General features: G+C 64.3%; 1 pseudogene. It reads right to left on the bottom strand.

Annotated features, from left to right (window positions below):
* Nucleotides 1-126, bottom strand: a pseudogene (locus RM423_RS26335) (IS982 family transposase); the annotation flags it as partial.
* Nucleotides 127-255 lie beyond the last annotated feature (129 nt).

Genomic DNA, 255 nt, shown 5'->3' with positions numbered 1-255 from the left:
CTCCGCGTCGGTCAACTCGGGCTTGCGACCAGGCAGATGATCACGACTCCAACCCAGCGCGGGCAAGACACGATCGTCGAGCTCGACGTAGAGTGCGGTCAGGAGGGCGTCCAGGTTATTCGTCACAGAATGATCTTCGACGCCCTCCGCCTACCACCTCCGGCAGCGACACGCGCGTGAGCCGCAAACGGACTCACTCATCTAGGTGCGCGGCGAGCACATCGTGGGCGGTGAGCTCGGTGGCCACGGTGCTTG

The sequence above is a fragment of the Jatrophihabitans lederbergiae genome (assembly GCF_031845305.1).
Classification (GTDB): domain Bacteria; phylum Actinomycetota; class Actinomycetes; order Mycobacteriales; family Jatrophihabitantaceae; genus Jatrophihabitans_A; species Jatrophihabitans_A lederbergiae.
This window is presented reverse-complemented; position numbering and strand designations above follow the sequence as displayed.